Raw genomic sequence first — 23,862 nt, 5'->3', positions numbered from 1 at the left:
CTACTTGAGCAGCTGCACCGAGCGTGCGATGGAGTCGGCCTGCTCGCCGAAGAACTGTTCGGACGGCTCTCCGCCGGGGCTGCCGGTATTGCTCGTGGCGATCTGCCAACGCTGATCGCCCTGTCCGACAAACGCTACGTAGATCTTCGGTGTGTTGGCGGCCTGCGGCTTGCCCTCGGCGGCCGGCGGCTTCTCCAGTTCCAGATCGGCCGAAGCTCCGGGCAGGTTGGGCCCATCCCACGAATCACGTTTATCAGCAGTCACTTTCGACTTACGAGTCTTGACGAAGGCGCTCACCGCGTCGGCGTTCGACGATGCCAACCAGTCCTTCACTTCGGGGGCTGCTGTGCTCTCTGTGTTTCCGTTGGAAGCCGTCAACTTACGGATGCGCACGTATTGCGCGAACTCGGACGACTCCCACTTGGGCCGTACCTGGTAGGTCACCAGTCCCTTGTTGTCGTGTACCCCGTCGGAGAAGGCCACCCAGTCGTGCGGAACGGTGACGTAGATGCCCAGCTCGGGGATGAACTGGCGGGTGTGCCGTTCGGTGGGCGTGCTACCGGTGGTGGATGCGGACTCATTCTTGGTGTCCGAAGACGACCCGTTGGATCCACACCCGGCGAGAGCCGGGATCAGGAATGTGGTGGTGACAAAGAGAGCTGCCAGCAGGCGGCGATCCGTACGCACGGGTACACCGTAGCGGCACCGGGCGTGTTCGTCTCTGTGAACTGGGGCACCCGATCCGGGGGTGCTCTTATTGGTTCAGGTTCGCCCGGATGCTCACGGTGACATAGGGCAGTGCCAGGCCCGTCGACTGTGCGAGCGCCGGGTGGGTGGCCAGTAGCTCGCGTACCTGCTGCAGCGTCTTCTTCCGGGCGGCCTCAGGGGCGGTGATGCAGTAGCTGCGCGAGGCAACCATGTCCAGAAGTGCTTGCGGGGTAAGGTAGCTCGTCCACTCGACCTGGTGTCGCTCTTGTCCGGTGAACGGAGCGGGGAGTGCGCCGACGTCTGCCGAATCCGCCGCGTTCTCATGGCCGATGATGTGCCCCAAATCGGAGACCCATCCCAGACGTTCATCGCGCACATTCCACACCAGCCCCAGCCGTCCGCCGGGACGCAGCACGCGAGCGACTTCGGGAATAGCGCGCTCGGGATCCACCCAGTGCCAGGCCTGCGCCACCAGCACGGCATCCACGCTGTTGTCCGGCAGCGGAATCTCCTCGGCGGACCCCAATAGTGCCGGGGTATCGGGGAGCGAGTTACTCAGCACCTCAAGCATTTCCGCGAGCGGATCCACCGCGACCACGTTGAGTCCGCGCTCCACCAGGCGGGTGGTCAGCTTCCCGGTGCCTGCGCCCAGATCCAGGACATCGTGTGCTCCGGTCGGTAGCAGCCAGTCGATGGCCTCGGGTGGGTAAGAAGGACGGCCCCGCTCGTAGGCCGCAGCCTGGGAACCGAACGAAAGCGATGGCTCTGCTTGTGCGTCCGGCATTCGCGCTCCTCGGGTTCCGTTTACGAAGCCTGTGTTGACTTGGCCAGGGCGAGGGTTTCCCGCACCAGCTCGCTCACCGCGTCGAACTCGATGAGGAACGCGTCGTGACCGTGTACCGATTCGACCACCCGCAAGCCGGTACAACCGGGCAGCAGGTCTGCTAATTCCTCCTGCAGCCGTAGCGGGTACAGACGGTCGGACGTGATGCCGCCGACGACGACGGGGACCGGGCAGCCGCGCAGCGCCTTTTCGACACCACCACGGCTCCGGCCGACGTCGTGACGGTTGAGCGCCTCGGTCAGGATGACGTAGCTGCCGGCGTCAAAGCGCCGAACGAACTTGTCGCCCTGATGTTCCAGGTAGCTTTGCACCGCGTAGCGGCCGCCGGCCCATGGATCCTCGGGCCCATCCGGGCCGACCTGGGGATCGTTGCCGAACCGGGTGTCCAGCTCGACCTCGCCGCGGTAGGTCAGATGAGCGATGCGCCGAGCGAGGTTCAGCCCCTTCTCGGGGCTGCGGCCGCTGCCGTAGTAGTCGCCGCCCTGCCAGTCGGGATCGGCCTGGATGGCGGCGATCTGCGTGTTCTGGGTGCCGATCTGATCGCCGGTGGCGCGCGCGCCGACTGCCAGCACCAGTGCGGCACGCACCGAATCTGGTTGCATCACAGCCCATTCCAGTGCGCGCGCACCACCCATCGAACCGCCGACGACGGCGGCGACCTCGGTGACGCCGAATTGTGCGAGTGCGGCGATGTCGGCATTCACCTGGTCACGCACCGATACCCCGGGGAATCGTGAGCCCCAGGGCTTTCCGTCGCCGGCAAGGGAAGTCGGGCCAGTTGTACCCCGGCAGCCGCCCAGTACGTTGGTGGCGATTGCACACCACTGGTCGGTGTCGATCGCTGCGCCCGGACCAATGATTCCTTCCCACCAGCCGCCGGTGACGTGGCCGGGACCGGCGGCTCCGATCACGTGTGAGTCGGCGGTGAGTGCATGGCAGACGAAGACGACGTTATCGCGGCGCGGTGAGAGCTGCCCCCAGCTCTGTACCGCCACGGTCACGTCATCGATGGCAGCGCCACTCTCCAGGGTGATCGAACCTATTGGTACATAGGCGATCTCATCACCCTGAGGGAGGGCGATGTGGGATGCGGGAAGCTGCTGATCTGCGGATGAACCGCTTGCGCGAAGGTCGTCGGTCAAGGTCACGATGATGCCACCGCCGCGGGCTGTTTGAGTCGCTGTACTGCGGCGAATCCGGCGTCCAGATCGGCCAGGATGTCGTCGATGCCCTCGATGCCGACCGACAGGCGGACCAGTCCCGGCGTAACACCGGAGGCCACCTGTTCGGCGGGCGAAAGCTGTGCGTGCGTCGTCGTCGCGGGGTGGATGACGAGCGACCGCACGTCGCCGATGTTGGCGACCTGGCTGTGCAAGGTCAGCGAATCGATGAAGGTGGTCGCCGCCTCGACTCCGCCGTCCAGCTCGAAGGCGAGTACAGCGCCGGCACCCTTGGGGGCCAGTTCTTTCGCGCGTTCATGCCAAGGGGAGGTGGGCAGCCCGGCGTAGTTGACGTAGGTGACCCCCGGCTGGGCGACGAGGTGATGAGCGACGCGTTCCGCGTTTTCTACATGGCGCTGCACGCGCAGGCTCAACGTTTCCAGTCCCTGTGCGATGAGGAACGCGTTGAACGGCGAGATGGCGGGGCCGAGGTCGCGCAGCAGCTGCACACGCGCCTTGAGTGCATAAGCCGGTGCACCCAGGTCGGCGAACACCACGCCGTGGTAGCTCGGGTCGGGCGTGGTGAATCCGGGGTGGCGGCCCTGCGTCCAATCGAAGGTGCCGCCGTCGATGATCACGCCGCCGATCGCATTGCCGTGCCCGCCAAGGTATTTGGTAGCCGAATGCACCACAACGTCGGCGCCGTGTGCCAGCGGCTGAATCAGATACGGCGTGGCGACGGTGTTGTCGACGATGAGGGGGACGCCCGCTGCGTGCGCGATCTCCGAAAGGCCGGGAATATCGAGAATATCGTTCTGCGGGTTGGAGATCGACTCGGCGAAGATTGCCTTGGTCTGCGGGTTGATAGCGCGGCGCCAGGACTCCAGATCGTCGGGATCCTCGACGAAGGTGGTCGATATGCCCAGGCGCGGCAACGTGTAGTGCAGCAAGTTGTAGGTGCCGCCGTATAGGCGCGGGCTGGACACGATGTTGTCGCCGGCCTGTGCGATGTTGACGATGGCCAGCGTCGCGGCCGCCTGCCCGGAAGCCAGCAGTAACGCCGCCACGCCGCCCTCGAGGGCGGCGATGCGCTGCTCCACGACATTCTGGGTCGGGTTACCGATGCGCGTGTAGATGTTGCCCTCTTCGGACAGACCGAACAGTGCCGCCGCGTGTGCGGTGTCGTCGAAGACGTAGGACGTGGTCTGGTAGATCGGCAGAGCCCGGGCGTTGGTCGCCGTGTCGGGGGACTGGCCCGCGTGGATCTGCTTGGTCTCAAATGCCCACTGGGCGGTGGGATCGATATCGGTCATGGAAACCTCCTGGGTGGTCGGTGCGGGGCTGGCGGTCTAGGGCATGCGACAGCGACAACAACGACAACAGGAGTGCAGGGATTCACCCCCGGGTGACGGATATTTCATCGGGCCAACCTGTCTTCTCGGGGCCCGCCATCGGACCCGCGCTTGCCGTGTGGCCGACTGTCCTTCCATAACCCAGTCGGCTACTCAACCTGGTCATCACCCGGGGCACCCCACCGCGGTTGGAGGGTTGCCGACCAGCGAGCCGGGGCTTGACGCTGGTGCTCATGACCAGTTGGAAGCGTATCTCAAGTCACCGAATGGTTGCCACCAGGTATGCAACGCGCGACTCGACGGTGTCGGGCGGCCGAGATGGGAGCGCGATCACAGGCCGTCCGGCCGCCTAGGCTCGGAGGGACGTGATACTGAATAGGGCATCCGCGCGACCCGCGGATGCCAGATCTACCTCAGATTCTGACCGACCAACGACGCCGGGAGTGACCGTGAGTGCGCAGCAGCCGACCATCATCTACACGCTGACAGACGAGGCGCCGCTGCTCGCGACGTACTCCTTCTTACCGATCATCCGGGCCTTCGCCGGGCCCGCCGGTATCGACGTTCAAACCAGCGATATCTCTGTTGCCTCGCGCATCCTCTCCGAGTTCGCCGACTACCTGCCCGAAGACCAGCGGGTTCCGGACAATCTGGCCGAGCTGGGCCGTCTGACGCAGTTGCCGGAGACGAACATCATCAAGCTGCCGAATGTCAGTGCATCGGTGCCTCAGCTCTTGGCCGCCATCAAGGAACTGCAGGGCAAGGGCTACAAGCTGCCCGACTACCCCGGGGACGCGAAGAGCGACGAAGAGAAGGACATCGTGGCGCGGTACACCAAGTGTCTCGGCAGCGCGGTGAACCCGGTTCTGCGCGAAGGCAACTCGGACCGTCGCGCGCCGCGTGCGGTGAAGGAGTACGCACGCAAGCACCCGCACAGCATGGGTCAGTGGTCGCAGGCGTCGCGCACCCACGTCGCGACGATGAAGGAAGGCGACTTCTACCACGGTGAGAAGTCGCTGACCCTGGATCGCGCCCGCAAGGTGAAGATGGTCCTGACGACCGCCGGTGGCGAAGCCGTCGTGCTCAAGTCCGAGGTGACGCTGGGTGAGGGCGACATCATCGACAGCATGTTCATGAGCAAGAAGGCGCTGTGCGACTTCTACGAGGAGCAGATCGAGGATGCATACAAGACCGGTGTGATGCTCTCCCTGCACGTCAAGGCCACCATGATGCGGGTCAGCCACCCCATTGTCTTCGGACACGCGGTGAAGATCTTCTACAAGGAGGCCTTCGCCAAGCACCAGGAGCTGTTCGATGAGCTGGGCGTGAACGTCAACAACGGCATGTCCGACCTCTACAGCAAGATCGAGGCGCTGCCCGCCTCGCAGCACGAGGAGATCATCCGCGACCTGCATGCCTGCCACGAGCACCGCCCCGAGCTGGCCATGGTGGATTCGGCCAAGGGCATCTCGAACTTCCACTCGCCCAGCGACGTGATCGTGGACGCGTCGATGCCCGCCATGATCCGGGCCGGCGGAAAGATGTACGGCGCGGACGGCAAGCTCAAGGACACCAAGGCCGTCAACCCCGAGTCGACTTTCTCCCGGATTTACCAGGAGATGATCAACTTCTGCAAGACCCACGGCCAGTTCGACCCGACCACCATGGGCACCGTGCCCAACGTCGGTCTCATGGCGCAGAAGGCCGAGGAGTACGGCAGCCACGACAAGACGTTCGAGATCACCGAGGCCGGTGTCGCCGACATCGTCGACATCGACACCGGCGAGGTGTTGCTGAGCCAGAACGTGGAGGCCGGAGACATCTGGCGCATGCCGGTCGTCACCGATGCCGCGATCCAGGACTGGGTGAAGCTGGCCGTCACGCGCGCGCGGGAATCCGGCATGACGGTGGTGTTCTGGCTGGACACCGAGCGTCCGCACGAGAACGAGCTGCGCAAGAAGGTCAAGACCTACCTCAAGGATCACGACACCGAGGGTCTCGAGATCCAGATCATGCCGCAGGTATGGGCGATTCGGTACACCATGGAGCGGGTGATCCGTGGGCTGGACACGATCTCGGCGACCGGCAACATCCTGCGCGACTACCTCACCGATCTGTTCCCGATTCTGGAACTGGGCACCAGCGCCAAGATGCTCTCCATCGTGCCGCTGATGGCCGGTGGCGGGCTGTACGAGACCGGTGCCGGTGGTTCGGCGCCCAAGCACGTCAGCCAGCTGGTCGAGGAGAACCACCTGCGATGGGATTCACTCGGCGAGTTCCTGGCGCTGGCCGTGAGCCTGGAGGACCTGGGTATCAAGACCGGGAACCCGCGGGCCAAGATCCTGGCCACCACGCTGGATGCCGCAACCGGGAAGCTGTTGGAGAACGACAAGAGCCCGTCGCGTAAGGCAGGCGAGCTCGATAACCGTGGCAGCCAGTTCTATCTGGCCCTGTACTGGGCGTCCGAGCTCGCCGCGCAGACCGAGGATCCGGAGCTGGCCGAGTTGTTCGCGCCGCTGGCCAAGCGATTGGTCGAGAACGAGGACGCGATCGTGGCCGAACTTGCCGCGGTGCAGGGCAGTCCGGCCGATATCGGTGGTTACTACCAGCCGGACACCGAGAAGATCAACGCGGTGATGCGGCCGAGCCAGACCTTCAACACCGCCCTGGCCTCCGTCGAGGTGTAGTTCTACGCCTCGAGTGTGGAACCTGGGCGGCGAATCAGCCGAATCCCCCGCCCAGGTTCACGCCCGGCGACATGCCTATCCGACGTCGGAGGCAGCGCTGCGCTTGGCGGCCACCAGCGGGTCGATCAGGTCGGTGATGACCTCGGTGACCTGACCGGGCGCCTCGAGCATGGGCACGTGCCCCATGCCCGCCAGGGTGATCCGTCGTGCATCGGCGGGCAGGCCCTGAGAGATGAGCTTCCCGAAACGGCCCGGGGGCACGATCTCGTCCTTCTCACACAGCACCAGCTGTGCCGGTACCGAGATGGTGTTCAGGTTCTGCAGGCCCGGCGCCGGCAGGATGGACGTCAGCGACGCGAAGTAGGCCGGGCAGTGCGTGATGTCCTCGAAGATGCTGTGGAAGTCCGGCAGGCTCAGCGCCTCGGTCTCTCCACACAGGGTGCGAGCGGTGGCGAACTTGACGAACGGCAGGCCCGCGGCGCGGCGGCCCAACAGCCGGGAGAACGCCAGCCAGGGGAGCATGGCCGCGAACTTCACCACGATCTCCGCCTTCAGAGGCGAGTACTTTGTCCAGCCACCTGCCGGCGCGATGGCCGTGACACTGCGGGCGCGGCCACGCAATGCCAGACCCAGGGCGATCCAGCCACCCAGCGAGTTGCCCACCAGATGCGCTGTTTCCCAGCCTTTCTGGTCCATGATCTGTTCGACCTGATCCAGGTACACGTCGACCGAGCGCTGCGACAACGGAGGTAGCGGGGGCATCGGTCCGCCGCCGTTGTGTCCGGGGTAGGTGGGTGCGAACACCTCATACCCGGCATCGGCGAGCTGCTCGGCCACGGTCTCCCACACCGACTGCGACAGCATGAACGGATGCAGCAGCAGGACCGGCTCGCCCTCACCCATCTCGATGGGCGCCCGCCTGCTCGACGGCTTCGACAAAATGGCTTCCAGCATGCGGGTCCTCCTAGTGCGCCAACGTCTGCGTTGACATTACTGTCTATTGCGTCAAACTACCGTGTCCGGTGGTGCTCATCACGGTTGGTTGTTCTTCGCCCCAGCGGCTCATCAGGGTTGGTTGTTCTTCGCCCCAGCGGCTCATCACTGTCAGACCACTCGACTATCGTCGGCGACCGATGATCACCGTCACCACCATCAACGTCAATGGCATTCGTGCCGCAGTCAAGGAGCGATCCGCGGAGAACCGGGGGCTGCTGCCCTGGCTGGAGCAGACGACCGCCGACATCGTGTGCCTGCAGGAGGTGCGTGCGGAGGACGAGCAACTGCAGGAGGCGCTGGCTCCGGCGCTCGCCGCGGGGTGGCACGTGGTGAATGCCTCGTCGAGCGTGAAGGGACGCAACGGCGTGGGCATCCTCAGCCGAGTCCCGGCCGCCTCCACCAAGGCCACGCTGGACGCCGACGGCGGCGAGTTCGACGAGGCCGGCCGGTACCTGGAGGCCCAGATCGGCGATCTCACGGTGGCGAGCATCTACCTGCCCACCGGAGAAGCGGGCACCGAGCGCCAGGAGGAGAAGGAGCGCTTCATGGCGGCGGTGGGTACCAGAATGGCCACGCTGGCGGGCAGTGGACGCGACGTGGTGATCTGCGGTGATTGGAACATCGGGCACACCGAACGAGACATCAAGGCGTGGAAGGCAAACCAGAAGAAGGCGGGCTTCCTGCCGCAGGAGCGGGCATGGGTTGGCTCGCTATTGGAGGCCGGGTGGGTCGACAGTTTCCGGCTGCTACATCCCGAAGTCGACGGACCGTATAGCTGGTGGTCGTGGCGGGGTAAGGCCTTCGACAATGACGCGGGCTGGCGCATCGACTATCACCTTGCCACTCCCGATCTGGGGCGACGTGCGCACTCGGCGCGGGTCGAGCGCGCGGATGCCTACGCACTGCGCTGGTCCGACCACGCGCCGGTGACGGTCGAGTACCGATAAGCGTCACGCGCGCACAGCGGCTGCAAGAATCGCATTGACCGGTCATGCCAGGATGGATGCACTATGACTGCCGACAGGACTGCTGATGCCGCCATCCGGGGACGCCTGTTCTCCGGTATCCAACCCACCGCCGATTCCCTTCACCTCGGCAACGTGTTGGGCGCGGTGCAGCAGTGGGTTCGGTTGCAGCATGAGTACGAGGCGCTCTTCTGCGTCGTGGACCTGCACGCGATCACGGTGGCGCAGGATCCCGACGAACTGCGACGACGTACCCGCGCCGTGGTCGCCCAGTACGTAGCGCTTGGCGTCGACCCCGCCGAGAGTGCCATCTTCGTGCAGAGCCATGTCCCGGCGCATACCGAACTAGCTTGGGTGCTGGGGTGTTTGACGGGCTACGGCGAAGCGTCGCGGATGACGCAGTTCAAGGACAAGTCCGCCAAACAGGGCAACGACGCCACCACCGTCGGCCTGTTCACCTATCCCGTGTTGATGGCCGCCGACATCCTGCTGTACCAAACGAATGTGGTGCCGGTGGGCGATGATCAGCGTCAGCACCTCGAACTGACTCGTGATGTGGCGCAGCGGTTCAACGGTCGCTACGGCGAGACGTTCGTGCTGCCGGAGACCTTCGTGCCGAAGAATGCGGCGCGGATTTACGACCTGCAGGACCCGACGGTGAAGATGAGCAAGTCAGCCTCGACCCCCGCCGGGTTGATCAACCTGCTCGACGCTCCGGCGGTCTCGGCCAAGAAGATCAAGTCGGCGCAGACGGACAGCGACCGGGAGATTCGTTTCGACAGGGAAGCCAAGCCGGGTGTCTCGAACCTGCTGAGCATCCAGTCGGCACTCACCGGCGCCGATATCGGCACGCTCGTCGACGGCTACGCAGGGCGAGGCTACGGCGATCTGAAAAAGGACACGGCCGAGGCGCTTGTCGAGTTCGTCACACCGGTGCGTGACCGTACGAATGAGCTGCTCACCGATACCGCGGCGCTTGACGACATCCTGGCGGCGGGTGCGGCGCGCGCCAGGGAGCTGGCGGAGAAGACGCTCACTGAGGTCTATGACCGGATAGGGTTTGTCCGGCCCGCTAGGTAGCGAACAGCAGAGGTGGTAGATCGGTGATGGCCACGGACGATTCGGACAAGCCTGGAATCCTCGACCGCTATCGTGCACGGTTTCCCTGGTTCGACCACGTCATGCGCATGCAGGAGCGCTACCAGAAGGTAGACGGCAACTTCTACGCCGCGGGAATCACGTATTTCACGGTCTTTGCGCTGTTCCCTCTCATGATGGTCGGCTTTGCGGTCATGGGCTTCGTGTTGTCCAGACGGCCGGACACGATTGCGGAGCTACGTGGCCGGATCAGCGGAGCGATCTCCGGCGAGGTGGGCAACCAGCTAATCAATCTGATGGATACGGCCATTGCCTCGCGTACGAGCCTGGGTATCGCTGGTCTTGCGACCGCGGCCTGGGCCGGGCTGGGATGGATGGCCAATGTGCGCGCGGCACTCAGCGCCATGTGGGAGCAGCCCAACGACTCCGACGGATTCGTGCGGGGCAAGTTGTCGGACTTGGTGGCATTGGGCTCGACGTTCGTGGCGCTCGCCCTCACCATTGCGGTCACCGTCGTCGGTAACGAGAAAACCATCCTGCGAATACTCGGCTGGGTGGGGCTGCATGACGTCTCGGTGCCGGCGGTCCTGCTCAAAGTCGTCACCATCGCGATCGCGACCGTCCTGTCGTGGGCGCTGTTCACCTGGATGATCGCGCGGTTGCCGCGGGAGCGGCTGCCGTTCTCGAGTTCGGCCCGGGCCGGACTCATCGCGGCGATCGGTTTCGAGCTGTTCAAACAGGTCGCTTCGATCTATCTGAGCGTGATCATGCATGGCCCGGCGGGCTCCACGTTTGGTCCGGTGCTGGGCATCATGGTGTTCGCGTACATCACGGCCCGCCTGCTGCTGTATGCCACCGCGTGGGCAGCCACGTCCGACGCGAACCGGTCATTTGTCTATGTGCCACCGCCCGAGCCCGTGGTCATCACCACGCGGGTCGAGACCATTGAGCGGCCCTCGAAGCTGGGGGTCCTCGCTGCTTTTGGGGCTGGAGCTCTTGGTGCGCTGGGTATTTCGTGGCTGGGCCGCGGCGGCGACTAGGGGCTAGGCCTGGCGGCGGTTGAGTGACCTGGCCGCGAGGATCAGTCCGAAGACGATCATCGCGCCGATGATGGTGACGCCAACCCGAACAGGGACACTGTTCACCGCGTCGGCGTTGAGGCCGGCCGCCTGCGGAGTGGCCGCGTTATCGGCATGCGGTTTGGTCAGCAGCGACGGGTCGGGATCGACGAGCTTGCCGATCGAGGCATCGCGCGGGGTCGAGAACCCATAGTCGAGCAGATGGGCTGCCTGCTCCCACGGTGCAATCGGAAGACGGGTACCGCGCAGCATGGTGACGACCAATCGGCGGCCGTCGCGCTCGGCGGCGCCGACGAAGGTCTGCTGCGCATCGTCGGTGTATCCGGTCTTCCCGCCGAGTGCACCGGGGTAGTTGTAGAGCAGCCGGTTGTCGTTCGTCATCTCGTAGGACGGATGGTCGTCGTGTTCACCGGGTTTGGCGGGGTGGCCGGGGAAGGTCGCCTTCGGAGCCGACACCAAATCGGCAAAGGTGGGGTCGGCGAACGCGTACTTGTAGAACAGCCCCAGATCGTAGGCCGAGGTGCTCATGCCGGGACCATCGAGACCCGAGGGGGTGGCCACCCGGGTGTCTCGTGCGCCGAGTTTCTGCGCCATGTCGTTGAGCTTGGTGACGGTCTCGTCCATTCCGCCGAGCTGGACGGACAGCGCATGTGCGGCATCGTTGCCCGAGTTCATGAGCAGACCGGTGAGCAGTTGCCGGACCGTGTACGTGCCGCCGACGTCGACGCCGACCCTGGTGCCCTCGCTGTTGGCGTCGTCCTGGGTGCCCACTACCGCCTGGTTGAGGTTCAGGTTGTTGATGGCGTCCATCGCGACCAGCACCTTGATGACGCTGGCGGGCCGGTGCCGGGCGTGGGGGTCCTTGGCGGCCACTATATTTCCGGTGTTCAGGTCGGCGATAAGCCAGGATTCCGCGGAAACGTCGTTGGGGACGGGTCCGGCCCCGTCGGGGGTGATCACATCGCAGCGCCCGAGCATCTCGCCGCCGATGGGCTTGGCAGGAACCGGGAGCGGTGCGGGCGGATCTCCGCCGGCCTTGGGAACTTCCGAGGTGTCGACTGCCGGAGGCGTGACGACCTTGTAGGGGCACCCGCTGGTATCCGGCGGCGTGAATCCGGGCTCGGCAGCGGCGAGCGGTGCGGCCAAGGGGAGGGCGGTGACGATCAGCCCGGCGGCGGTGGCCGCGGCGAGGCGCATCGCGGCTGCCCGCAGCGACAGGCGGCGGTCGGGCGCAGGAATCCAGGTGGTCATCGCCTTGCCACAGTAAGTGAACGGCACCCTGAACTGGGGGATGTTACGCCTGTGTCGGATGTGACTTATCGGCCAGCTATCCGGATGGTGCGATATCGGCCAGGCTGAAGTGACCGACGGCCGATGATCCGATGCAGCCCAACCAGAGCCGGCCGCCGGATTCGACGACACCTGTGGTGGTCTGAAGGCCCGGGTTACGACCGCGGACGTTCGCTACTGGTGCTCCGGTGTCCGGATCGAACGCGACCACCCAGGCATCGGCGGTGACGGCCGGCTGAATTGATTCGGGTAGTTGCCAAACGAGTTTCCGCAGTATCGGTGCGCGCGGCACCAGTGCTTCCAGGGCGGCATTGCGCGGCCCCGCCATCGCCACCCAGATCCGGCCGTCGGCGCCCGTGCTGATGTTGTCCGGCATGCACGGCAATTCCTCGGCGAGCCGTGAGGTCTGTCCCTGCGCGGTACCGGAGAGAGCGATTGTGCTCAGGCGGCGCCCGATGGTCTCGGCGTACACCAACCGGGACTCGTCGGCGGTCAGGGTGACGCCGTTGGTGAAATACAGGCCGTCGGCGATCGTGGTGATGGTTCCGTCTGTGTCTCGGCGGAAGACCCGGCCGGTTCCTCGTCCCTCGATAGCCGCCGCCCGGTACTCCTCGAACGGGAATCGCGCCGTCGACTCGCTGAAATAGATTGTTCCATCAGATGATTCGGTGACATTCGAGCAGAAGATCAGTGGCGGTCCGTCAACCTTGGTGACCAGTGGCTCGATATCTCCGGAGGCCGGGTCGAGTGCCAGTAGCTTGTCGCGGCTGCATATCAACACGCGTCCATCGCGTGCGATATGCAGGCCCAGTGGTGGGTGCTCGGTGGTTGCGACATGCGTGATCTCGGCACCGTCGGGTGAGATGCGGAGGATCTTTCCGTCCACCACACCCGCCCAGATGTTTCCCGAGGCGTCGGCCACGACATCCTCGGGGCCGTGACCGGGGACCGGTACGACCGTCAGTGGCGGCAGGGGTTGCGGGTTGAGGGATAGTGCCCGCACTCCGGGCGGCTGCCAGCGGACGGGATCTATCGACGGCTTGGCCATGGGCTCACCCTATTGCAGGCCTAGGCTGAAGTGGTGGCAGTTCCGGTTCGTGATCACACCGACGAATTCGAGGCGCTGCGCCCGCGACTGCAGGCGGTGGCCTATCGGCTCACCGGCAGTGTCGCCGACGCCGAGGATATCGTCCAGGACGCCTGGCTGCGCCTGCACTCCGCGACCGTCGAGATCGAGGATCTGCAGGCGTGGCTGACCACCGTGGTTTCCCGGCTCGGGCTGGACCGGCTGCGATCTGCCGTCTATCGCAGGGAAACCTATGTGGGGGAGTGGCTTCCGGAGCCGGTGGTTACCGGCCTGGACGGCAATGATCCGCTGACCGCGCTGGTGGCCAGTGAGGACGCGCGCTTTGCGGCGATGGTGGTGCTGGACCGCCTGGCGCCCGATCAGCGCATTGCGTTTGTCTTGCACGACGGATTCTCGGTGCCGTTCAAGCAGATTGCTGAGATTCTCGGCATCAGCGACGCGGCCGCGCGTCAACTGGCCACGCGGGCGCGTCGGGTGGTGACCGCAGCCCCGCAGCCGGTGCCCGATGCCGAGCACAACGAGGTGGTCGGCAGGCTGCTCGAGGCCCTCATGTCAGGCAACGTGGAAGCTGTTGTCCAGCTGCTGCACCCGGATGTGACGATGACGGGAGATTCGGATGGAAAGGCGCCTACCGCGGTACGGGTCATCCGTGGCCCCGATAAGGTGGCGCGTTTCCTGCTCGGGCTGCTGGACCGGTACGGCCCTCACATGACGCAGGCCATCAATCCGGCATTGGTGAATGGACAGTTCGGCATGTACCTGACCGAGACTCCGGTAGGTGAGGCCACCGACTCCGCCTATTGGCCGGTGCTGCCCCGTGTCAGCGGCTACACCGTGCAGGACGGCAAGGTGCTGGCAGTCTGGGATGTGAGCAATCCCGACAAGTTCACCGGCACGCCGCTGCGTAGCGGCTAGGCGTCCGGCGAGCCCTGGGAAGTTGCCCACGGAACCCGGCAGGCATCACCGGAGTTGAAGCCCTGCTCGGTGATCCCGAGGGCCGCGTAGGTGCGGGCGCGCATGTTCTCGACGCCGATCTGATAGGTCAGCTCGATCACTCCGGCGTCGCCGAACCGTCGTCTGAGGTCCTCGACCTGTTCGTCGGTGATGTCGTGCGGATTGCCGGTCATCGCGTCGGCGTAGGCGATGGCGGCGCGCTCGTCGCCGGTGAATAGCGGAGAAGTCGCGTATCCCTCGATGGCCTTGAGGCGCTCGACATCCAGCCCGTCGAGCCGCTGCAGCATGGAGCCGAAATCGACGCACCATGAGCAACCGACCGTGCGGGCGGTCCAGAACACCGCGAGCTCACGGACGCTCACCGGCAGCACGCGCGATGCGCTGCCCAGCATCTGCTCGTGCATTGCGGCCGCGACCATCAGCTTGCGGTGGTGGGCGATCACCGTAAACGGTTCGGGCACCTGGCCGTATCGCCGCTTGGCGACCCGGTACATGATGCGGGTGAGCAGGGAGGCCTGCTGCGGGGCAATGGGCTCGATACGTGTCGTTTTGCGTGGTGTTGCAGTCATACCCGTATGACGAGACAGCCCGCAGATGTGTGACAGGCGGCGGGTAGAAGATCGATCGGCTAGCGCGCGAACATCAGCGCGCGCTTGACTTCCTGGATCGCCTTGGTGACTTCGATACCGCGCGGGCATGCGTCCGTGCAGTTGAACGTGGTGCGGCAGCGCCACACTCCGTCGACGTCGTTGAGGATGTCCAGACGTTCGGCGGCAGCCTCGTCGCGGCTGTCGAAGATGAACCGGTGCGCGTTGACGATCGCCGCGGGACCGAAGTAGCTTCCGTCGTTCCAGAACACCGGGCAGCTGGTGGTGCAGCAGGCACACAGGATGCACTTGGTGGTGTCATCGAAGCGCGCACGGTCTGTCTGGCTCTGGATGTACTCGCGTGTCGGCTGGTTGCCGCTGGTGATCATGTACGGCTTCACGGCACGGAATGCGTCGAAGAAGGGCTCCATGTTGACCACGAGGTCCTTCTCCACGGGAAGACCGCGGATCGGCTCGATGGTGATGGTCAGCGTCTTCTTGGGGTTCTTGGGCAGCAGGTCCCGCATCAGAACCTTGCAGGCCAGCCGGTTGACACCGTTGATCCGCATGGCATCCGAACCGCACACGCCATGAGCGCAGGAGCGGCGGAAGGTCAGCGTGCCGTCCAGGTAGCCCTTGACGTACAGCAGCAGGTTCAGCAGCCGGTCCGTCGACAGGCATGGCACGCGGAAGCTCTGCCAGCCCGCGGCGTCCGGGTCTTCCGGGTTGAAGCGCGCAATCTTGAGCTCCACCATGACCGCGCCCTCGGGGACCGGCGGCAGTGGTGGATCGCCCGCTTCGGCTTTCTCGATGACTGCAGTCATGTCAGTACTTCCGTTCCATCGGCTCGTACCGGGTCTGGACGACGGGCTTGTAGTCCAGCCGGATGTCAGAGAGTAAGTCAGCACCTTCCTTATAAGCCATGGTGTGTCGCATGTAGTTGGTGTCGTCGCGGTTCGGGTAGTCCTCGCGGGCGTGTCCGCCGCGGGATTCCTTGCGATTGAGCGCGCCGACCACGGTCACCTCGGCGAGTTCGAGCAGGAAGCCCAGCTCGATGGCCTCGAGGAGATCGCTGTTGTAGCGCTTACCCTTGTCGTGCACCGTGATTCGGCTGTATCGCTCCTTGAGGCGGTGGATGTCCTGCAACGCCTGCTTGAGAGTTTCTTCGGTGCGGAACACCGCCGCGTTGTTGTCCATCGATTGCTGCAGCTCGGTGCGGATGTCGGCCACCCGCTCGTCGCCGTGCTCGGACAGGACGTCCGCCACCCAGTCGGTGACCATCGTCGCGGGGTTCTCCGGCAGTTCGATGAAGTCGTGGGCTTCGGCGTATTCGGCCGCGGCAATACCCGCTCGCCGACCGAACACATTGATGTCCAACAGCGAGTTGGTGCCCAGCCGGTTGGCGCCATGCACCGAGACGCAGGCGCACTCGCCGGCCGCATACAGACCGGGGACGACATTGTCGTTGTCCCGCAACACCTGTCCCTTGATGTTGGTCGGGATGCCGCCCATCACATAGTGACAAGTGGGGTACACCGGCACCAGTTCGGTGACGGGGTCGACGCCCAGGTACGTGCGGGCGAACTCGGTGATGTCCGGCAGCTTCGCTTCCAGTACGTCGGCACCGAGGTGACGCACGTCGATGTAGACATAGTCCTTGTTCGGTCCGGCGCCGCGGCCCTCAAGAACCTCGAGGACCATTGACCGCGCGACGATGTCGCGAGGTGCCAAGTCGACGATGGTGGGTGCGTAGCGCTCCATGAATCGTTCACCGTCGGCGTTGAGCAGCCGACCGCCCTCGCCGCGCACGGCCTCGGAGATCAGAATGCCGAGACCCGCAAGGCCTGTCGGGTGGAACTGGTGGAACTCCATGTCCTCCAACGGAAGTCCCTTGCGGAACACGATACCCAGACCGTCGCCGGTCAGGGTGTGCGCGTTGGAGGTGGTCTTGTACATCCGGCCCGAACCGCCGGTGGCGAAAACGATTGCCTTGGCGTGGAACACGTGAATGTCGCCGGTGGCGAGCTCGTAGGCGACGATGCCGGTGGCCACCGGGCCATTGGGTGTCTCGGTGAGCACGACATCCAGTGCGTAGAACTCGTTGAAGAACTCGACATCGTGCTTGACGCAGTTTTGGTACAGCGTCTGCAGGATCATGTGCCCGGTACGGTCCGCGGCGTAGCAGGCCCGGCGCACCGGCGCCTTACCGTGGTCGCGAGTGTGACCACCGAAGCGGCGCTGGTCGATTCGACCCTGGGGTGTCCGGTTGAACGGCATACCCATCTTCTCGAGGTCGAGGACGGCGTCGATGGCTTCCTTGCACATGATCTCCACGGCGTCCTGGTCGGCGAGGTAGTCGCCGCCCTTGACGGTGTCGAAGGTGTGCCACTCCCAGTTGTCTTCCTCGACATTGGCCAGCGCGGCGCACATGCCGCCCTGGGCGGCGCCGGTGTGACTACGTGTCGGATACAGCTTGGTCAACACCGCCGTCCGAACGCGAGGTCCGGCCTCCACGGCGGCACGCATACCCGCACCGCCCGCGCCGACGATGACGACGTCGTACCGATGTTCCTGAATGATGGGGGAACCCATAGTGAAAAAGCCCCTAACCGATGTTCGGGTTGAATGTCAGCAGGACGTACGTACCGAGCACCACCGTGAAGATGATCGACAGCGCCAGCAGGCAATTGAGCCAGAACCGGGTCGAATCCTTGCGGGTGTAGTCGGCGATGATCGTGCGCATGCCATTACCGCCGTGCAGCTGAGCCAGCCACAGCATCGTCAGATCCCAGGTCTGCCAGAACGGGCTCGCCCAGCGCTGTGCCACGAAGTTGAAGTCCAGGCGGTACACGCCGTTGTCCCACATCAGCATGATGAACAGGTGGCCGAGTGCCAGGAAGATCAGGACGACGCCCGACAGTCGCATGAAGATCCACGCGTACTTCTCGAAGTTGGGCATGCCCGACGGGCGCCGGGGCGCACGTGGATTGTCCAGTGCGGCAGGGCGGTCGTAGCTGCGCTCCATCACGGGAGCGGGGCGACCGCTGGCGCGAGTGCTCGCATTGGGGCCGGTCTGTGCCGTTGTCTTGGGAGAACTCATAGGAAACGCTCCGCCATGTGCATGAGAATCCGGGTTACCGCGGGAACCATCACCACAAACCAGGTGGCGCCGATGATCCACAGCATGAGCCGTTGATAACGCGGGCCCTTGGACCAGAAATCGACGAGGATGACTCGGACACCATTGAGCGCGTGGTACAGAACCGCCGCTACCAGGCCGAGTTCCATCAGCCCGACAATTGGGGTCTTGTAGGTCTCGATCACCGCGTTGTACGTCTCGGGGCTCACCCGTACCAGGGCGGTATCCAGGACGTGGACGAAGAGGAAGAAGAAAATCGTGGCACCGGTAATGCGATGCAGGACCCAGGACCACATTCCTGGATCACCACGGTATAGCGATCGCTTGAGGCGATTACCTTCGCGGCCAGATGTGGCCGTATCGGGCGTCGCAGTCGTCACGTGGGCCTCCAACACCAATGGTGGACTGGGGCCAAACGGCGCGGTAAATGGGGGCGTCCATGACGCGCAACCGATGGCCCAACGGTGGTCGGCGAACCGTCTTCCGAACTCTAAACCCATCCCGAGGTGGCGCCGAAATCGCGTGAGTGTGAAAAAGCGCCGAAATGCACCGTACTCCAAAGTAAGTTAGGTAAACCTTGCACGAGCAAATGATGAGCGGACGCGACTCTCACGGGGTCGACAGAGAGGTTTCCCGATCATGTTGATCGACTGGAAAGACTTGCGGGACAAGGCGTATGCAATAACTAAGCATGCATATGCGCCGTATTCGAAATATCCGGTGGGCGCCGCCGCGCTCGTCGACGACGGGCGGGTGATCGTCGGCTGCAATGTGGAGAATGTCTCATATGGCCTCGGTCTCTGTGCGGAGTGTTCTGTGGTCTGTGCCCTCTTCTCCACTGGTGGAGGTCGGCTACTGGCGCTGTCCTGCGTCGATTCGCGCGGCGAGCCGCTGATGCCGTGCGGACGATGCCGTCAGCTACTTCTCGAACACGGCGGCCCCGACCTGCTGATTGATCGCGCGGATGCGCCACGACGACTTGCGGAGCTCCTTCCGGAGGCCTTCGGCCCCGATGACCTGGGCCGGGGCCGGATCTGATGAGCACTCCGCGGCCGGGCGCATACGCGTTCGATATGCCGTCGATCATCGCCGCCAAGCGCGACGGCGGGGCACTGAGTCCGGGAGCCATCGACTGGCTGATCGGCGAGTACACCCGCGGCGGCATCGGCGAGGAGCAGGTCGCGGCCCTCCTGATGGCGATCTATCTGCGCGGTATGGACACCGCCGAGACGACGGCATGGACAGCGGCGATATTGGCCTCCGGTGAGCGGCTCGATCTGTCGGGCTTGTCCCGGCCGACCGTCGACAAGCACTCCACCGGAGGCGTGGGGGACAAGATCAGCCTGCCGCTGGTCGCGGTCGTGGCCGCCTGCGGGGCGGCGGTGCCTCAGCTGTCCGGCCGCGGTCTCGGGCACACCGGCGGCACCCTGGACAAGCTTGAGTCCATCGCGGGCATCCGCGTCGACCTCACCAATGCGGAGATACGTCACCAGCTTTCCGATGTCGGAGCGGTGATCTGTGCCGCAGGGGCATCGTTGGCGCCCGCCGACCGAAAGCTGTACGCGCTGCGCGATATCACCGGCACGGTGGAATCGATACCGCTTATCGCCGGGTCGATCATGAGTAAGAAGCTGGCCGAGGGAACCGCTGCGCTGGTCCTGGATGTCAAGGTGGGCGCGGGCGCATTCATGAAGTCCGAGCAGCAGGCGCGTGAATTGGCTTCGGCGATGGTTGATCTGGGCACCGCGCACGGCGTCGCCACCAGCGCTCTGCTGACCGCGATGGATACGCCGCTGGGGCTCACCGCCGGAAACGCTGTCGAGGTGCAGGAATCACTCGACGTGCTGGCCGGGGGAGGGCCCGATGACGTTGTCGCACTCACTGTCGCGCTGGCCCGCGAGATGCTTACCGCAGCCGGCATCGACGGCAAGGACCCGGCCGCGACGTTGATCGACGGCACCGCGATGGACGTGTTCCGGGCGATGATCCGCGCACAAGGCGGTGATCTCTCGGTGCCGCTGCCGGTCGGGCAGTGCCAGGAGACCGTGCTCGCTCCGTCCAGCGGTGTCATGCACCATATCGATGCGATGCCGGTCGGGCTCGCCGCGTGGCGGCTCGGGGCCGGGCGCAGCCGGCCGGGGGAGACCGTGCAATACGGCGCCGGTGTGCGTATTCACCGACGCGCGGGTGAATCGGTTATCGCAGGCGAACCGCTGTTCACGCTGTATACAGACACCGCCGAACGCCTGCCGGCCGCACTCGACGCCCTGGACGGTGGATGGGGTATCGGTGCGGCGCCCCCCGCTACTGCGCTTGTCATCGATAGACTTCCGGTGTGACGGCCGAACTTGATTTGGTGTCAATCACCCAGGCTCCCAAGGCGCTTCTGCATGATCATTTGGACGGCGGGCTGCGACCCGGCACCGTCCTCGAGCTGGCCCGCGAATCCGGGTACGAGAACCTGCCGGCCGAGGACGAGAGCGCCCTGGCTTCGTGGTTCCGTACCGCCGCCGACAGCGGCTCCCTGGAGCAGTATCTGGAGACCTTCGCACACACCGTGGGTGTGATGCAGACGGCGGCGGCGCTGCATCGCGTCGCCGCCGAGTGCGTCGAGGACCTCGCGGCCGATGGCGTGGTGTACGCGGAGGTGCGCTTCGCGCCGGAACTTCACATCGACGCGGGTCTGACCCTCGATGACGTGATGGATGCCGTGCTGGCCGGATTCGCCGACGGGGAGCGGCGGGCGAGTGCGGCCGGTAAGAGCATCAAGGTGCGCACCCTGGTCACCGCGATGCGGCACGCCGCACGGTCGCGGGAGATCGCCGAGCTGGCCGTGAAGTTCCGCGACCGCGGCGCCGTGGGGTTCGATATTGCCGGAGCCGAGGCCGGTTATCCGCCGAGTCGCCACCTGGACGCCTTCGAATACATGCGGAATGCCAACGCCCGGTTCACCATCCATGCTGGTGAGGGATTCGGATTGCCTTCGATCCACGAGGCGATCGCTTTCTGTGGCGCCGACCGGCTGGGCCATGGGGTGCGCATCGTCGACGATATTGACATCGACCCCGATGGCACGGCCCATCTCGGCAGACTGTCCTCGCTGCTGCGCGACACGCGGGTGCCCTTGGAGCTGTGCCCGAGCTCGAATGTGCAGACGGGAGCGGTCGACAGCATCGCCGATCACCCTTTCGACCTGCTGGCGCGGTTGCGATTCCGGGTGACCGTGAACACCGACAACCGGCTGATGAGCGATACCTCGATGAGCCGCGAGATGCTGCGGCTCGTCGAGACGTTCGGATACGGCTGGAGCGACCTTCAGCGATTCACCATCAACGCGATGAAATCAGCCTTCATCCCGTTCGATGAACGGTTGGCGCTCATCGATGACGTGATCAAGCCCGGCTACGCGGTCCTGATCGGTTAGCCGCTGCGGTAGCCGGGCTGGGCGCGCATCACTCGCGGCGCAGCCGCGCTTCCATCGCACGCTCCAGCGTCCGCCAGCTCTCGGCCGCGTCTGCGAATCCGCCCTTTGGCTCGTCGTGCTTATCGGGTTCGAGCAGATGCCCCACCAGCTTGCCCAGGGGGGTGTCGCTGTCCAGTTCGGCGTCGACGCTGTCGTCCTCGGAGTATTCGGCGACATCGGTCAGCAGCTCCACCGCCAGCTCGAGCTGATCCCGGTCCACCTCGTCGAGGCCGTCTTCCAGGTCATCGGCGAGCCCGGTGAACACGTAGATGTTGTCGTCGGTGATGTCGATCCGCAGCGAGCCATCGGTGGCAGCGGTGCGGATGTCGTCGTAGGTGCTCAGGTCGGCCAGATCGTGATCGTGCTCGTCGGCGAGATAGCGGGCCAATGCGCGCTCGGAACCGAACACGCTGATTCTTCCGTTGCGCCCCAAGAAGATCGGATCGTCGTTGAGGTAGCAGCGCAGCGTATAGAACGTTCCCGAGTTGGTGATCATCTGGATCGGGTCGATGCCGACCGCCAGCCAGAAGTCCTCGTCACCGCCGAGGACCGGGTCGTCGTCTGCGCCGTCCTCGTCGTCTTCGTCGGCTGACTCGTCCTCGTCAGCGGTGTCGGTGTCATTGGCGTCACTGTCGGAGCTCTCGGTATCCGAGTCGGACTCCTCCTCGAGCAGATCCAGGTCGTCATCCTCGAGGTCGTCGTTGTCGACGGCATTCTCCGCGGCAGCGAGCAGCTCGGCATCCGCGGCTGCGGAGAGCTCTTCATCCACATCCGGTGTGGCGGCGATCTCGTCGATGGCGTCGACCACCGAGTCCCAGGACTTGCCGACGATGGCACCGATCTGGTTCCACCGCTTCAATCCGTCCTTGCCCGTGAAGCTTTCGGCTCCGCCCGACAGCGTGCTCAGCACCGGGTTGCCATTGATGAGCTTGTTGATGGGTGCCAGCTCGCAGACCGCACCGATGGAGGCCACGATCGCCAGCGTCGCGCGCAGTGTATCGACGGCATCCTCGCTCGGCTTGTCGGCTACCAGCTCCGGCACGCCGATCAGGTCGAAGCGATTGTCGTCGTCGGGCTCGAGCTCGTCGGCCGACAGCGCGCCCAGCGTTGACCACGCCGGGTGATCGACCAGATCGTTGTCGTTGTCGGTCCGCACGAAGGCCACCAGATCGGCCACCGATTCGAACACGTACAGATCGTCGTCCTTGCCGAGAAACGCCTCCCACTCGTCCCCGGCGTCGCGCCACCGCGGGGCCCACAGGGTGACCACGTCACCTTCTGTGAGCCCGAGTTCGATGGGAACGATGTCAGCAGCCATGCGGCAAGCCTAGCCAGAACGGCTGCGTTGAGCGAAAGACCCACCGCGAGAACCGGCGCACGCATGGCGACGATGGCCGCCCACGCCCCGGCATTCTAGGATTCGGCACCCGCCGCCGGCGCGGCCGTCAGGGTGACAAGGGCCGCAAAAGCGTTGTCACGCAATGCGAATTTCGTGGCAGAGGCGTGTAGCCGCAGCCATTCGCCGGAGACGGCCCGCATTCGGAGCACCCCGGCCGTCGATCCCGCCTGAAGCTCCTCCCGCATGTCTCGCGCTACGGCCGCGTCCTCGGGATGGATGCTGTCGGGCTGATCGGGGTCGTAGCGCCATGCCAGGCCGGGGTATGGCTTGTCGATCCACTTGAGGACGGCGAAGGTGTCGATATTGATCAGCAGTCGATACACCCCGGGGACTGCGACCGCATCCAGGATCTGCTGTGCCAGTCCCACCCGCGGTCCGGCGGGGCTGTTCTGCACCCTGGTGCAGACGATCCTGTTGATGCGCTCCACAGCTCCTGCGGCATTGATTTCCTTGGATGCTCGTCCGGCGTAGTGGACTTGGAGGATGTTTCCTCGGTAGTCGGCGGCCAGGCATGTTCCGCAAAAGGTCACCTCAAGTTCGGGGTTCACAACATTCGCCATCAGTTGGGCGTTGTGCGGGCTTGGTAGTACGGGTGCCAGGCCTTCGGCGATGGCCTGTTTCTCGGACCTGTGGCGCGGGTCGAAACCCATCACATCGAAATACTCCACGGTGAGCGTTGTGACCGATGTGTCCAAATCGCCCAGGCACGCCCCGGCGACGGGCCGTCGCGGCGGCTCGAGGTCTGCCGGCCCAAACCACAACTGGACACCGTGGACATTTCCCTGCCCCATGGATATCGGATGCACGCGCACCACACGGTCCCGTGCCGGGGTGAGGGCCACCGCCGGTTCGCCCGTGCGCCGGCATTCGGTGATGGTCGCCTCGATCAATGGGCGGTGCCGGTTTCGGCCCAATATCGACTCGAGCGGCGTCATGTTGCGGGCCTGCAATCCGATGGCTATGACCGTAGGCTCCTCGCTCAGGGTCTCTAGCAGCATCCAATCGCGCGACATGCCCGGATGTTAGCAATTTCGGGCGAACTGTCGGATGCTGA

At 64.9% G+C, this 23,862-nt stretch carries 22 protein-coding genes and 1 riboswitch; of the genes, 8 read left to right on the top strand and 14 right to left on the bottom strand.

Annotated elements, in window-relative coordinates; genetic code table 11:
• The 4 genes from AC5Y5C_RS12370 to AC5Y5C_RS12355 form a co-directional block, all read right to left on the bottom strand.
• Positions 1–687, bottom strand: a complete 687-nt coding sequence (locus tag AC5Y5C_RS12370) for a hypothetical protein (RefSeq protein WP_499972454.1) — start codon at positions 685–687, stop codon at positions 1–3.
• Between the two features lie 67 nt (positions 688–754).
• On the bottom strand, positions 755–1,492 hold the full coding sequence (locus AC5Y5C_RS12365) for a class I SAM-dependent methyltransferase (protein ID WP_499972452.1): 738 nt from the start codon (positions 1,490–1,492) through the stop codon (positions 755–757).
• Positions 1,493–1,512: 20 nt separating this feature from the next.
• A complete protein-coding gene (gene metX, locus AC5Y5C_RS12360) occupies positions 1,513–2,634 on the bottom strand; it encodes a homoserine O-acetyltransferase MetX (RefSeq protein ID WP_499973173.1) in 1,122 nt (373 codons plus the stop codon).
• Positions 2,635–2,696: 62 nt separating this feature from the next.
• On the bottom strand, positions 2,697–4,025 hold the full coding sequence (locus tag AC5Y5C_RS12355; RefSeq protein WP_499972451.1) for a bifunctional o-acetylhomoserine/o-acetylserine sulfhydrylase: 1,329 nt from the start codon (positions 4,023–4,025) through the stop codon (positions 2,697–2,699).
• A gap of 141 nt (positions 4,026–4,166) precedes the next feature.
• Positions 4,167–4,303: riboswitch (SAM riboswitch) on the bottom strand.
• A gap of 210 nt (positions 4,304–4,513) precedes the next feature.
• Here AC5Y5C_RS12355 and AC5Y5C_RS12350 point away from each other — a divergent pair.
• Complete coding sequence (locus AC5Y5C_RS12350) at positions 4,514–6,751, top strand: NADP-dependent isocitrate dehydrogenase (RefSeq protein WP_499972448.1); 2,238 nt, start codon at positions 4,514–4,516, stop codon at positions 6,749–6,751.
• A gap of 75 nt (positions 6,752–6,826) precedes the next feature.
• Here the strand turns inward: AC5Y5C_RS12350 and ephH are convergent, their stop codons facing one another.
• Complete coding sequence (gene ephH / locus AC5Y5C_RS12345) at positions 6,827–7,705, bottom strand: epoxide hydrolase EphH (protein ID WP_499972446.1); 879 nt, start codon at positions 7,703–7,705, stop codon at positions 6,827–6,829.
• Between the two features lie 179 nt (positions 7,706–7,884).
• Here ephH and AC5Y5C_RS12340 point away from each other — a divergent pair, with 179 nt between their 5' ends.
• The 3 genes from AC5Y5C_RS12340 (at position 7,885) to yhjD (ending at position 10,850) form a co-directional block, all read left to right on the top strand.
• Positions 7,885–8,694: an exodeoxyribonuclease III gene (locus AC5Y5C_RS12340; RefSeq protein WP_499972443.1), complete on the top strand. Its 810-nt coding sequence runs from the start codon at positions 7,885–7,887 to the stop codon at positions 8,692–8,694.
• 63 nt (positions 8,695–8,757) lie between these two features.
• Entirely contained in the window at positions 8,758–9,792 is a 1,035-nt protein-coding gene (trpS, locus tag AC5Y5C_RS12335) for a tryptophan--tRNA ligase (protein ID WP_499972442.1), read from the top strand.
• Between the two features lie 26 nt (positions 9,793–9,818).
• Entirely contained in the window at positions 9,819–10,850 is a 1,032-nt protein-coding gene (gene yhjD / locus AC5Y5C_RS12330; RefSeq protein WP_499972440.1) for an inner membrane protein YhjD, read from the top strand.
• A 3-nt stretch (positions 10,851–10,853) separates the two neighbouring features.
• On the opposite strand, the gene AC5Y5C_RS12325 is transcribed toward yhjD, so the two are convergent.
• Together AC5Y5C_RS12325 and AC5Y5C_RS12320 are read right to left on the bottom strand one after the other, a co-directional pair.
• Complete coding sequence (locus tag AC5Y5C_RS12325) at positions 10,854–12,140, bottom strand: D-alanyl-D-alanine carboxypeptidase family protein (protein ID WP_499972438.1); 1,287 nt, start codon at positions 12,138–12,140, stop codon at positions 10,854–10,856.
• A 76-nt stretch (positions 12,141–12,216) separates the two neighbouring features.
• On the bottom strand, positions 12,217–13,227 hold the full coding sequence (locus AC5Y5C_RS12320; RefSeq protein WP_499972436.1) for an SMP-30/gluconolactonase/LRE family protein: 1,011 nt from the start codon (positions 13,225–13,227) through the stop codon (positions 12,217–12,219).
• Positions 13,228–13,260: 33 nt separating this feature from the next.
• Between AC5Y5C_RS12320 and AC5Y5C_RS12315 the strand changes: the two genes are divergently transcribed.
• Positions 13,261–14,181 carry a sigma-70 family RNA polymerase sigma factor gene (locus AC5Y5C_RS12315; RefSeq protein ID WP_499972434.1) on the top strand — a complete coding sequence of 307 codons (921 nt, stop codon included), beginning with the start codon at positions 13,261–13,263 and terminating at the stop codon, positions 14,179–14,181.
• Here the strand turns inward: AC5Y5C_RS12315 and AC5Y5C_RS12310 are convergent.
• The 5 genes from AC5Y5C_RS12310 to sdhC all read right to left on the bottom strand — a co-directional run bounded on the left by AC5Y5C_RS12310 (position 14,178) and on the right by sdhC (position 18,242).
• Positions 14,178–14,789 (bottom strand): carboxymuconolactone decarboxylase family protein, encoded by a 612-nt coding sequence (locus tag AC5Y5C_RS12310; RefSeq protein ID WP_499972433.1) that lies wholly within the window; start codon positions 14,787–14,789, stop codon positions 14,178–14,180. The genes AC5Y5C_RS12315 and AC5Y5C_RS12310 overlap by 4 nt on opposite strands.
• A gap of 59 nt (positions 14,790–14,848) precedes the next feature.
• Entirely contained in the window at positions 14,849–15,631 is a 783-nt protein-coding gene (locus tag AC5Y5C_RS12305) for a succinate dehydrogenase iron-sulfur subunit (RefSeq protein ID WP_499972432.1), read from the bottom strand.
• A gap of 1 nt (position 15,632) precedes the next feature.
• Complete coding sequence (gene sdhA, locus AC5Y5C_RS12300) at positions 15,633–17,387, bottom strand: succinate dehydrogenase flavoprotein subunit (RefSeq protein WP_499973171.1); 1,755 nt, start codon at positions 17,385–17,387, stop codon at positions 15,633–15,635.
• 25 nt (positions 17,388–17,412) lie between these two features.
• Positions 17,413–17,832, bottom strand: coding sequence for a succinate dehydrogenase hydrophobic membrane anchor subunit (locus AC5Y5C_RS12295; RefSeq protein ID WP_499973169.1), 420 nt, complete (start codon positions 17,830–17,832; stop codon positions 17,413–17,415).
• A 71-nt stretch (positions 17,833–17,903) separates the two neighbouring features.
• Positions 17,904–18,242 carry a succinate dehydrogenase, cytochrome b556 subunit gene (gene sdhC / locus AC5Y5C_RS12290; protein WP_499973168.1) on the bottom strand — a complete coding sequence of 113 codons (339 nt, stop codon included), beginning with the start codon at positions 18,240–18,242 and terminating at the stop codon, positions 17,904–17,906.
• Positions 18,243–18,585: 343 nt separating this feature from the next.
• Between sdhC and AC5Y5C_RS12285 the strand changes: the two genes are divergently transcribed.
• From AC5Y5C_RS12285 to AC5Y5C_RS12275, 3 genes are read left to right on the top strand one after another with little or no spacing between them, the layout of a single operon-like run.
• Positions 18,586–18,984: a cytidine deaminase gene (locus tag AC5Y5C_RS12285; RefSeq protein WP_499972430.1), complete on the top strand. Its 399-nt coding sequence runs from the start codon at positions 18,586–18,588 to the stop codon at positions 18,982–18,984.
• A complete protein-coding gene (locus AC5Y5C_RS12280) occupies positions 18,984–20,285 on the top strand; it encodes a thymidine phosphorylase (protein WP_499972428.1) in 1,302 nt (433 codons plus the stop codon). Before AC5Y5C_RS12285 ends, AC5Y5C_RS12280 begins: the two co-directional genes overlap by 1 nt.
• Entirely contained in the window at positions 20,282–21,370 is a 1,089-nt protein-coding gene (locus AC5Y5C_RS12275; protein WP_499972425.1) for an adenosine deaminase, read from the top strand. Before AC5Y5C_RS12280 ends, AC5Y5C_RS12275 begins: the two co-directional genes overlap by 4 nt.
• Before the next feature lie 28 nt (positions 21,371–21,398).
• Here the strand turns inward: AC5Y5C_RS12275 and AC5Y5C_RS12270 are convergent, their stop codons facing one another.
• A complete protein-coding gene (locus AC5Y5C_RS12270; protein WP_499972421.1) occupies positions 21,399–22,727 on the bottom strand; it encodes a SatS C-terminal domain-containing protein in 1,329 nt (442 codons plus the stop codon).
• A gap of 95 nt (positions 22,728–22,822) precedes the next feature.
• Positions 22,823–23,821, bottom strand: a complete 999-nt coding sequence (locus AC5Y5C_RS12265) for a PAS domain-containing protein (protein WP_499972417.1) — start codon at positions 23,819–23,821, stop codon at positions 22,823–22,825.
• Positions 23,822–23,862: the final 41 nt, after the last annotated feature.

The sequence above is a fragment of the Mycobacterium sp. NGS15 genome, from assembly GCF_059813245.1.
This window is presented reverse-complemented; position numbering and strand designations above follow the sequence as displayed.

What these genes read in the sequence shown, in the direction of transcription:
- AC5Y5C_RS12365 (WP_499972452.1), bottom strand. Translation starts at nt 1,492, where the DNA reads ATGCCGGACGCACAAGCAGAGCCATCGCTTTCGTTCGGTTCCCAGGCT.
- AC5Y5C_RS12355 (WP_499972451.1), bottom strand. Translation starts at nt 4,025, where the DNA reads ATGACCGATATCGATCCCACCGCCCAGTGGGCATTTGAGACCAAGCAG.
- ephH (WP_499972446.1), bottom strand. Translation starts at nt 7,705, where the DNA reads ATGCTGGAAGCCATTTTGTCGAAGCCGTCGAGCAGGCGGGCGCCCATC.
- AC5Y5C_RS12340 (WP_499972443.1), top strand. Translation starts at nt 7,885, where the DNA reads ATGATCACCGTCACCACCATCAACGTCAATGGCATTCGTGCCGCAGTC.
- trpS (WP_499972442.1), top strand. Translation starts at nt 8,758, where the DNA reads ATGACTGCCGACAGGACTGCTGATGCCGCCATCCGGGGACGCCTGTTC.
- yhjD (WP_499972440.1), top strand. Translation starts at nt 9,819, where the DNA reads ATGGCCACGGACGATTCGGACAAGCCTGGAATCCTCGACCGCTATCGT.
- AC5Y5C_RS12325 (WP_499972438.1), bottom strand. Translation starts at nt 12,140, where the DNA reads ATGACCACCTGGATTCCTGCGCCCGACCGCCGCCTGTCGCTGCGGGCA.
- AC5Y5C_RS12320 (WP_499972436.1), bottom strand. Translation starts at nt 13,227, where the DNA reads ATGGCCAAGCCGTCGATAGATCCCGTCCGCTGGCAGCCGCCCGGAGTG.
- AC5Y5C_RS12310 (WP_499972433.1), bottom strand. Translation starts at nt 14,789, where the DNA reads ATGACTGCAACACCACGCAAAACGACACGTATCGAGCCCATTGCCCCG.
- AC5Y5C_RS12305 (WP_499972432.1), bottom strand. Translation starts at nt 15,631, where the DNA reads ATGACTGCAGTCATCGAGAAAGCCGAAGCGGGCGATCCACCACTGCCG.
- AC5Y5C_RS12295 (WP_499973169.1), bottom strand. Translation starts at nt 17,832, where the DNA reads ATGGAGCGCAGCTACGACCGCCCTGCCGCACTGGACAATCCACGTGCG.
- sdhC (WP_499973168.1), bottom strand. Translation starts at nt 18,242, where the DNA reads ATGTGGTCCTGGGTCCTGCATCGCATTACCGGTGCCACGATTTTCTTC.
- AC5Y5C_RS12285 (WP_499972430.1), top strand. Translation starts at nt 18,586, where the DNA reads ATGTTGATCGACTGGAAAGACTTGCGGGACAAGGCGTATGCAATAACT.
- AC5Y5C_RS12280 (WP_499972428.1), top strand. Translation starts at nt 18,984, where the DNA reads ATGAGCACTCCGCGGCCGGGCGCATACGCGTTCGATATGCCGTCGATC.
- AC5Y5C_RS12270 (WP_499972421.1), bottom strand. Translation starts at nt 22,727, where the DNA reads ATGGCTGCTGACATCGTTCCCATCGAACTCGGGCTCACAGAAGGTGAC.
- AC5Y5C_RS12265 (WP_499972417.1), bottom strand. Translation starts at nt 23,821, where the DNA reads ATGTCGCGCGATTGGATGCTGCTAGAGACCCTGAGCGAGGAGCCTACG.